The organism is Mycobacterium marseillense (assembly GCF_010731675.1).
Lineage (GTDB): Bacteria > Actinomycetota > Actinomycetes > Mycobacteriales > Mycobacteriaceae > Mycobacterium > Mycobacterium marseillense.
On the sequence record NZ_AP022584.1, the window covers coordinates 727,328 to 736,424 of the forward strand.

At 69.6% G+C, this 9,097-nt stretch carries 8 protein-coding genes and 1 pseudogene; 5 read left to right on the top strand and 4 right to left on the bottom strand.

What is annotated here, in order from left to right; all coding sequences use genetic code 11:
• Window positions 1–15 precede the first annotated feature (15 nt).
• Window positions 16–819, bottom strand: coding sequence for an SDR family NAD(P)-dependent oxidoreductase (locus G6N26_RS03220; RefSeq protein WP_083018848.1), 804 nt, complete (start codon window positions 817–819; stop codon window positions 16–18).
• A 16-nt stretch (window positions 820–835) separates the two neighbouring features.
• Complete coding sequence (locus tag G6N26_RS03225) at window positions 836–1,483, bottom strand: TetR/AcrR family transcriptional regulator (RefSeq protein ID WP_083018850.1); 648 nt, start codon at window positions 1,481–1,483, stop codon at window positions 836–838.
• Window positions 1,484–1,610: 127 nt separating this feature from the next.
• On the opposite strand from G6N26_RS03225, the gene G6N26_RS03230 reads away from it, so the two are divergent.
• The gene (locus G6N26_RS03230) at window positions 1,611–1,991 is read left to right on the top strand and encodes a PPOX class F420-dependent oxidoreductase (RefSeq protein ID WP_083018852.1); all 381 of its coding nucleotides are present in this window, start codon (window positions 1,611–1,613) and stop codon (window positions 1,989–1,991) included.
• Window positions 1,992–1,994: 3 nt separating this feature from the next.
• Here the strand turns inward: G6N26_RS03230 and G6N26_RS03235 are convergent, their stop codons facing one another.
• Window positions 1,995–2,702: a dienelactone hydrolase family protein gene (locus tag G6N26_RS03235; RefSeq protein WP_083018854.1), complete on the bottom strand. Its 708-nt coding sequence runs from the start codon at window positions 2,700–2,702 to the stop codon at window positions 1,995–1,997.
• 73 nt (window positions 2,703–2,775) lie between these two features.
• Between G6N26_RS03235 and G6N26_RS03240 the strand changes: the two genes are divergently transcribed.
• The 3 genes and pseudogenes from G6N26_RS03240 (at window position 2,776) to lnt (ending at window position 7,891) form a co-directional block, all read left to right on the top strand.
• On the top strand, window positions 2,776–3,288 hold the full coding sequence (locus G6N26_RS03240; RefSeq protein WP_083018856.1) for an FxsA family protein: 513 nt from the start codon (window positions 2,776–2,778) through the stop codon (window positions 3,286–3,288).
• 200 nt (window positions 3,289–3,488) lie between these two features.
• Complete coding sequence (locus G6N26_RS03245) at window positions 3,489–5,021, top strand: amidohydrolase (protein WP_139799167.1); 1,533 nt, start codon at window positions 3,489–3,491, stop codon at window positions 5,019–5,021.
• Window positions 5,014–7,891: pseudogene (lnt, locus tag G6N26_RS03250) on the top strand (apolipoprotein N-acyltransferase). The gene G6N26_RS03245 and the pseudogene lnt overlap by 8 nt, the downstream one beginning before the upstream one ends.
• Before the next feature lie 9 nt (window positions 7,892–7,900).
• On the opposite strand, the gene G6N26_RS03260 reads toward lnt, so the two are convergent.
• Window positions 7,901–8,236, bottom strand: coding sequence for an RNA polymerase-binding protein RbpA (locus tag G6N26_RS03260; RefSeq protein ID WP_007770897.1), 336 nt, complete (start codon window positions 8,234–8,236; stop codon window positions 7,901–7,903).
• A 173-nt stretch (window positions 8,237–8,409) separates the two neighbouring features.
• On the opposite strand from G6N26_RS03260, the gene G6N26_RS25885 reads away from it, so the two are divergent.
• Window positions 8,410–8,760, top strand: a complete 351-nt coding sequence (locus G6N26_RS25885) for a hypothetical protein (protein ID WP_179960282.1) — start codon at window positions 8,410–8,412, stop codon at window positions 8,758–8,760.
• Window positions 8,761–9,097: the final 337 nt, after the last annotated feature.

Here is a 9,097-nt window from a genome sequence, read left to right on the forward strand (position 1 = left end):
GAGCCGGCGGAGCCGTCAGACGAAGTCCGACCCGCCGTCCACGTTGACCGTCGCGCCGGTGACATAGCCATTGCGCCGCGAGGCCAGGTAGGCGGTGATGGACGCGACTTCTTCGGGAAGGCCGGCCCGGCCGAGGTCGCAGGGCTGGTGAAAGTTGTTGTCGATCCAGGTCATGACGTCGACCGGATCGGTGGCGTCGAGACCGTCGGCGGCGAGGATGTCTTTGAGGTTTTCGGTGAAGCTGGCGGTCACGATGGTCCCGGGACACACACAGTTGACCAGAATGCCGTCCTTGGCAAGGCTTTTCGACAGATTCTTGGTGACGCTGGCCAGCGCCGCCTTCGATGCCGTGTAGGCGACGATCCGCGGATTCTGGCGCTGAATCGAGTGCGCCGAGAACGTCACCACCCGGGCCCACTCCGCGGCGCGCAGCAGCGGCAACGCGGCACGGACCGAGCGCACCGCCGACATCGTGCCGAGGCTGAACGCCTCGTCCCACTGGGCGTCGTCCATCTGCTCGAAATAGCCGTCGCCGGGCCCGATCGTGTGGACCAGGCTGTTGAGGTGTCCCCAGCGGGTGGCGACGGCCGCGAAACCCGCGGCGATGGAGGTCGGATCGGCCATATCCACACTGATCCCCACGGCGTCCGGGGCGCCGGCCTCGCGCAGCGACGCCACCGCGGCATCGAGCGCAGCCTGACTCCTGGCCATCACCGCCACCCTGGCCCCTTCGGCCGCAAGGGTTTCGGCGACAGCCAATCCCATCCCCTTGCTGCCGCCCGTGACCACGGCCGTCGATCCCGCAAGACCCAGGTCCATCGCTAGTTCCTTTCCCTCAGGTCGAACACACCTGTTCGATTGCCCCGCGCGCGACGCCGAGCCCGCGCAGGCAGAACAGTTGAACGCGCCGGCGCAGGTCGTCGCGAGCACCGGCGCCCTTCGCCCAGTGCTGGTCGATTCCCGCCCACACCACTCCGTGGATGAACTGGGCGTCGGCCACCGGATCGACCCCGTGGAAGACACCGTCCCGTTGGCCGCGCCCGATTGACTCGCTGAGCGGTGCGAGCACTTCCGCATAGGCCGGCTGGACCACACCGCGGGCCGAGACGATCTGCGATTGAGCCTCCAACGACAGTCGCCGCAGATCGTTTTCGAGCCGTTCGTCGAATGCCAGGTCGAGTCGCGCGTCGATCCAGGCCGCGACGGCCTCGATTTCGGTTGCGGCATGGGACATTCGACGCTTCAGCCGCCGCCTTTCGGCGTGCGCGCCCTCCAGGAAGACCGCGGTGATCAGCTCGTCCTTCGATCCGAAATGCCGATAGAACGCCCGTGTGCTCAACGCGGCCCGCTGCAGGACGGCGGCGACGCTGAGCCCGTCGACTCCGTGCTCGCGCACCGTTGTCGTCGCCGCGTCCAGGATCTGGCGGCGAACCGCCGGATCAGGGCCCAGTTTCTCGCGTTGCCGCGTGCGGGGAGCGTTCACGATTGCCTGCTCTTCTCGGGACCGGCCACTTAAATGAAAATGCTGTTTTCGTTTAAGGCCTTAGAACTATCGCAGCGCAGCGGTACGGATGTCAACGGTGAATCGCCGGCAGCGGTAGGTTGGCAGCGTGACACCGACCTTCGCCGATCTCGCCAAGGCGCAATACATCCTGCTCACCACGTTCACCAAAGACGGCAGGCCCAAGCCGACGCCGATCTGGGCCGCCCTGGATCAAGACCGGCTCCTGGTCATCACCGGAGAAAAGTCGTGGAAGGTCAAGCGGATCCGCAACACCCCGCGTGTCACGCTGGCCACCTGCACGATGAACGGCCGCCCGACCAGTGTAGCCGTCGAGGGGACCGCCGTCATCCTCGACAAGTCCCAAACCGCCGCGGTCTACGACGCGATCGGCAAGCGCTACGGCATCGTGGGCAGGGTGTTCAACCTCTTCAGCAAGTTGCGCGGCGGCATGGAAAACAATGTGGGGCTCGAGCTGAAAGTGGTGTGAACGCTAGGCCGTTGCCCCGGTCGCCAGGTGTTCGCCGAAGAACGCGAAGACGCGGCGCCAGGCGTCCTCGGTGGCGGCCTCGTCGTAGCCGAAACCGGTGATCCGAAGCAGACCCTGGGCGGGCAGCTCGTTGGCGAAGCTGTGCCCGGCGCCGGGATAGACCTTCACATCGGCGGTGATGTTCTTGTCGGCGATCGTCTTGCGCAACTTCTCCGGCGCGCCCCGTCCCAACGGGTCGCGGCCGCCCAAGCTGGCCACGATCGGGCACGCCCCGTCGAGTGTCTTGTCGAGATTGCGGGGCAGGGGAGTGCTGTAGAAGGGCGCGGCGGCGCCAAACCCCTTGGGCGACATCACAAGTGCGAACTGACCACCCATGCAGAAGCCCGCGACGCCCACCTGGCCGGAACATTCCGGCATCGCTTTCAGGTGATCGCGAGCGGCCGAGATGTCGTCGAGGGCTCGGCCGCGCTGCGTCTGCAGCTCCTTCATGACCCGCGTGATGCAGCGGATGCGGCCGCCGCGGGCGTACAGGTTCGGGGTGAGCGCGAGGTAACCCGCCCGGGCGATGCGGTCGTTGATCGACTGCTTGTCCCGGCCGTAGCCGATCGCATCGTGGATCACCACCACGCCCGGCCAGGGGCCCTGTCCCGATGGCGTGCTCAGTAACGCATCGATCGGTCCGTCGGGGGTATCGATCTGAATCGTCGTCATAGCGTCATCTAACTGCAATCGCGAGGGAGAGCACCATGGGAACTCCGGCGCGGTCCGCAGACGTTGCCCTGACATGGTGTCGCGGCTGTTGCTCGTCTACGCCGTCGTCGAACTGGCGGCGATCTTCGCGCTGGTGTCGACGACCGGATGGGGTTGGACCCTGCTGGTGCTGTTGGCGACGTTCCTGCTCGGGTGGGGCATCGTCGCCCCGATGGCAGGGTCCCACCTCATCCGTCGCATCGGGCGATTGCGCTCCGGGCTGGCCGGCTCACGCGACGCCGCCGGCGACGGCGCGGTGACCAGTCTGGCGACGCTCCTCGTTCTCATTCCCGGACTCGTCAGCACGGCCCTCGGTCTGGTGCTGCTCATTCCGCCGGTCCGGTCGGCCGCAGGCCCCGGGCTGGGCGCCATGGCGGTGCGCACGCTGCGGCGCCGAGTGCCCGGCACCAGTTACGCCACCACCTTTCGCGCGGATCCCTATCCTTACCCGGGTGACGCCCGCGGCCACGGCGACTACATCGACGGCGAGGTCATCGACGTCAAAGACGTCGAGCCGGCGCGGACCCCGCGCTTCGACGGGCGCTGAGCCGGGGAAAGCGCGCTCGCGCTGATCGTTATCGACACGCGAGCGGTTGCACGTAGTTTTGGCGTGTGGTTGATAGCCCCGTTCCGCCTCAGGCCGTTTCACGGCCTGCATCGTCACGGGATGAGGTCGATAGACCCAGCCCGGTGACCCTGCTCGTCAACGGCCGGGTGCACAGCCCGGCGCACCCCGACGCGACCGCGATGGCGGTCCGCGGCGGTGTCATCGCCTGGCTGGGCAGCGACGAGGTCGGCCGCGACATGTTCCCCGACGCCGAGATCGAAGACGTCGACGGCGGTTTCGTGGCGCCGGGATTCGTCGACAGCCACATCCATCTGACCGCTACCGGCCTGACGCTGAGCGGGCTGGACCTGCGCCAGGCCGGCTCGCGCGCGCAGTGCGTGCAGATGGTCGCCGACTACGCCGCCGCCCACCCGGGTCAACTGGTGTGGGGGCACGGGTGGGATGAAACATCGTGGCCGGACAACACCCCGCTCGCCACCAGTGACCTCGACGCCGTCCTCGGCGACCGCCCCGCCTACCTGGCCCGCGTGGACGTGCACTCGGCGGCGGTCTCGACGGGCCTGCGACGGCTCGTCGCGGAACTCCCGTCGGCGGCCGGCTTCAGCGCGGAGCGGCCACTCGCCGGCGACGCCCACCATCTCGTGCGCGCCGTCGCCCGCGACCTGCTGACCCCGGGGCAGCTCACCGCGGCCCGCGCGGCAGCGCTCAACGCCGCCGCGGCGGCGGGCATCGTCGCCGTGCACGAATGCGCCGGACCCCAGATCGGCGGGATCGACGACTGGCTGCAGCTGCGGGACCTCGACCACGGCGTCGAAGTGATCGGCTTCTGGGGTGAGCCGGTGCGCACCGCCGCGCAGGCCCGGGAGCTGATGGCCGCGACCGGGGCACGTGGGCTGGCCGGAGATCTGTTCGTCGACGGCGCGATCGGGTCGCGCACTGCCTGGCTGCACGAGCCCTACACCGACGCGCCGGACCGCACGGGCACCTGCTATCTGGACGCCGACGCGGTGAGAGCCCACGTGCGGGCGTGCACCGAGGCCGAGATCACCGCCGGGTTCCACGTCATCGGAGACGCCGCCGTCGCCACCGTGGTGGACGCCTTCGAGCGAGTCGCCGCGGACCTCGGACCGGTCGCGGTCGCCCGCTGCGGACATCGCCTCGAGCACGTCGAGATGGTCACCGCCGAGCAAGCCACCAAACTGGGGCACTGGGGCGTCATCGCCAGCGTGCAGCCCAATTTCGATGCGCTCTGGGGCGGTCCCGACGGCATGTACGCGCGGCGGCTCGGCGCCGAGCGAGGCAGTCGGCTCAACCCGTTTGCGCTGTTAGCATCCCAAGGCGTGCCCCTCGCGCTAGGTTCCGACGCCCCGGTGACGGGTTTCGACCCGTGGCTGAGCGTGCGCGCGGCCGTCAACCATCGCACCGCGGGCAGCGCGGTCTCGGCGCGGGCCGCGTTCGCTGCCGCCACCCGCGGCGGCTGGCGGGCCGCCGGTGTCCGCGACGGCAGCGCAGGCACCTTGACGCCGGGTGCGCCCGCGTCGTACGCCATCTGGGATGCGGGGGCGCTGGAGGTACACGCACCGCGCGACACTGTGCAGCGCTGGTCAACCGATCCGCGCTCCCGCGTACCCGCGTTGCCGCGGCTGGACCCGAACGATGCCCTGCCGCGGTGCCGGCGAACCGTGCATCGGGGCGCTGTCATCCATGGCTAGGGACTGGCCCGGCGGCGAAGCGCCGGACCCAGCTGAACCCCCGGAGCACACCGCGGCGACCGACCCGGTGGACGAGCAGGCCGACCCGATCAGCGACGAGGCCGAATCCGAACGCGACGACGAGCCCGCCGACGTGCACCCCCCGCCACCCAAACAGCCCGGCGGGCGCGCGCGGCTGACCGAACGACTGGGGGCCATGGCCCGCCGGACGGCGACCGGGCTGGTGACCGCGGTGATCGCCAGGCTGCCCGCCGCCCAGGCCGCGCTGCTGCCCCGCCTGACCCGGTTGATCTGCGCCGTGGTCGGCGGCCTGCTGCTGTGCGCCAGTTTCCCGACGCTGAACTGGTGGTGGGGCGCCGTCGTCGCCGCGGCGCTGCTGGCGTGGGTGCTGACCCACCCCGCGACGACGCCGGCGGGCGGGCTGGGCTACGCGTTCCTCTTCGGCTTGGCGCTCTACCTGCCGCTGCTGCCGTGGGTGGGGCTGCTGGTCGGGTCCGTCCCGTGGGTCGCGCTGTCGGCCGTATCGGCGCTATTTCCCGCCACCTTCGGCCTGTGCGCGGTCATCGTGCGCCGGCTGCCCGCCTGGCCCATCTGGTTCGCGCTGCTGTGGGCCGCTCAGGAGTGGGTGAAGTCGGTTTTCCCGTTCGGCGGCTTCCCCTGGGGTTCGGTGGCCTTCGGCCAAACGCATGGGCCGTTCCTGCCGCTGGTTCAGCTCGGCGGTGTCGCGCTGCTGTCCCTGGCCATCATGCTGGTGGGTTTCAGCGTGACCGCGATCGCGCTGGAGATCGTGAAGTGGTGGCGCGCGGGCCACCCGGTGCGCGGCGCGGCCGACGGGGCCGAAACCGAGCCGCCGCCGCCCGCGGTGGTGCTCCCCGGCGTCTGCATCTGCCTGGTGCTGTTCGCGTCGGTCATGGTCTGGCCCCAGGTGCGGCACGCCGGCACCGGCTCGGGAGGCGAACCGTCGGTGACCGTCGCGGTGGTGCAGGGCAACGTGCCGCGGCTGGGTTTCGAGTTCAACGAGCAACGACGGGCGGTCCTGGACAACCACGTCCGCGAGACGCTGGCCCTGGCCGACGACGTGCGCGCCGGGGCCGCGCCGCAACCCCAGTTCGTGATCTGGCCGGAAGATTCATCCGACATCGACCCGCTGGTCAACCCGGACGCCGCGCTGGAGATATCGCAGGCCGCGGCCGCGATCGGCGCCCCGATCCTGATCGGCAGCGTGCTCGAAGTTCCCGGCCGCCCGCCGGCGGATCCGCACTACACGAACACCATGATCGTGTGGAACCCGGCCACCGGCCCGGCCGAACGCCACGACAAGGAGATTGTGCAGCCGTTCGGGGAGTACCTGCCGATGCCGTGGCTCTTCAAGCATCTGTCCGGGTACGCCGGCCGCGCCGGGAGCATGGTGCCGCGGCCGGGTAGTGACGTCGTGCACATGGCGGCGGTTCCGGTCGGGGTCGCGACGTGCTGGGAAGTGATCTTCGACCGCGTCCCTCGGCACGCGGTCCTCGGCGGCGCCCAGCTGCTGGCGGTGCCGGCCAACAACGCCACCTTCAACAAGACGATGAGCGAACAGCAGCTGGCGTTCGCGAAGGTCAGGGCCGTCGAGCACGACCGCTACGTGGTGGTCGCGGGCACGACGGGGATCAGCGCCGTGATCGCCCCGGACGGCGGCGAGTTGGCGCGGACCGACTTCTTTCAGCCCGCCTACCTGGACATGCCGGTGCGCCTCAAGACCAAGTTGACGCCGGCGACCCGCTGGGCGCCGCTGCTGCAGTGGGTCATGGTGGCAGCGGCCGGGGCGGTCATTTTGGCCGGGATACGGCACAATGGATGGTTCCCGCGTCCGATTCGTCTCAGGCCAAGGTCCTCGGGCCGATCGGCACGTCTTTCCAAAACGGCCGGTACGACCCCGGGCGCACACCCGCCCGACGAGCACGACTCAGACACCGCGCCCGGCGAGGGCGGGGATCGCACGCCGGCAGACGACGGCGGGTGACGACACTCCGTCCCACCGGGGACGGCCGACTTTCTTGCGATTTCGGGCGACACAGAGGAGCTACATGACCACCGGCCAGCCGGCGCCCCACGCCCCGGGCAATCGTCCCAGCCAGCGCGTCTTGGTGATCATCCCGACCTACAACGAGCTGGAGAACCTGCCGGTGATCCACCGGCGGCTCAAGGACGCGTGCCCGCACGTGCACCTGCTCATCGTGGACGACAGCAGCCCGGACGGCACCGGCCGGCTGGCCGAGGAACTGGCCGCGGCCGACCCCGGTCGCACCCACGTCATGCACCGCACCGCCAAGGATGGCCTGGGCGCGGCGTACCTGGCGGGCTTCGCCTGGGGCTTGAGCCGCGACTACTCGGTGCTCGTCGAAATGGACGCCGACGGCAGCCACGCGCCCGAACAGCTGCACCGCCTGCTGGACGCGGTCGACAACGGTGCCGATCTGGCCATCGGCTCGCGCTACGTCGACGGCGGGACGGTGCGCAACTGGCCGTGGCGGCGCTGGGCGCTGTCCTGGACCGCCAACACCTATGCGCGGCTGGCGTTGGGCATCGGGGTGCACGACATCACCGCCGGCTACCGCGCCTACCGCCGCGAGGTCCTCGAGGCGATCGACCTCGACGGCGTGGACTCCAAGGGCTACTGCTTCCAGATCGACCTGACGTGGCGCACGATCTGCAACGGCTTCACCATCGTCGAGGCGCCGATCACGTTTACCGAGCGCGAACTCGGAGTGTCCAAGATGAGCGGATCCAACATCCGCGAAGCCCTGGTCAAAGTCACCCGATGGGGCGTCCAGGGCCGCCGGTCGGGCGCGCGCGCCACGCCGGCCACCGGGGCCGACAACCGCGCCTAGACCGCGGGCTCAGCCCCGCCGACGGGTCTTGATGATCTCGAGGCGCTCCTTGAGCAGCTCTTCGAGTTCTTCGACCGAGCGGCGCTCCAGCAGCATGTCCCAGTGCGTGCGCGGCGGCTTGACCTTCTTCGGCTCGGGCAGATCACCCTCGATCAGGGTGCCTTCCAGACCGTTGCGACACAGCCAGGTGCCGGGGATTTCGGCGTCGTCGGCGAAGGGAACCTCGAACTCCTCGCCATTCTCGGTGCGGTACTTCGCGAGCTGGCGCGGTGCCAGGTCATGGTTGCGGTCGGTCTCGTAGCTCACGGCTCCGAGGCGACTGCCCCTCAATACGCGATCAGCCATGGGTGCTACTCCTTAGAAGTCGTTTCGGAGCTCTTGGGCTCCTGTAGTGCAATTCTCTCTCGATTAGCAACGCTGCGGCGATCTGCGCAGTTCCCCGGCGCACAGCCGGCATACGCGACGCGACCATCAATGATACCGGGATCACCAAACAATCCCGACTAAAGTCGGCAGGCGTGAGCCGCCGTACCCACCCGCAGCCCTGCCGCTGGTGCGGTCGAGACGTCACCGACGCGGGAATGGGCCGCCGCCGCCAGTACTGCCGGCAGTCCTGCCGGCAGCGGGCCTACGAGCAACGGGCCTCGTTGAACCGGCACGGCGCAGCCGCCGTGCCCGACGACGCGGTGGTGCTGTCGGCCGACGACGCGGCCGACCTCTCCGATCGCGTCTACCAGGTGCGCTGCGCCGCAGAAGACGTCGCCACCGCCCTCGAGGAAGGCGCCGAGGCCACCGAACTGCGCCAGTTGTGCGACACGCTGATCCACGCCGCCCGGGCCGCCGACGGTTGGCGCCGAGCGGGTGTCTGACGGCTGTCTGGAGTCGCCGCCGCGCCCGTGCCGCCGGGACCGGACGTGGCGTCGAACCCTCCGCGACACGCACCTGACCACCGACGATGGCTAGACAGGTACAGTCTCGCCATGAACCACAGGCCACGTCTAGCGCCGGCCGTCGTCCAGCGAGCTCACCGGGCTCCCCGCGGCGCAGCTCGCCCGAGCGGGGCTTCGCAGCAGTCCAAGCCGGTCCTCCTGTAGCAACCGGGAGTAGCGGACGTTTTGAAATCCAGTCGGAGTTGGCCATACTCACCAGCAACATTCTTGGGTCGGAGAGCAGCACGACGCTGGTCGAACGAAACGCGGCGTCGCC

Bases quoted from the DNA above. Each gene is read 5' to 3' on its own strand.
- G6N26_RS03245 (WP_139799167.1), top strand. From the start codon at position 3,489: ATGGCGGTCCGCGGCGGTGTCATCGCCTGGCTGGGCAGCGACGAGGTC.
- G6N26_RS03220 (WP_083018848.1), bottom strand. From the start codon at position 819: ATGGACCTGGGTCTTGCGGGATCGACGGCCGTGGTCACGGGCGGCAGC.
- G6N26_RS03240 (WP_083018856.1), top strand. From the start codon at position 2,776: ATGGTGTCGCGGCTGTTGCTCGTCTACGCCGTCGTCGAACTGGCGGCG.
- G6N26_RS03260 (WP_007770897.1), bottom strand. From the start codon at position 8,236: ATGGCTGATCGCGTATTGAGGGGCAGTCGCCTCGGAGCCGTGAGCTAC.
- G6N26_RS03235 (WP_083018854.1), bottom strand. From the start codon at position 2,702: ATGACGACGATTCAGATCGATACCCCCGACGGACCGATCGATGCGTTA.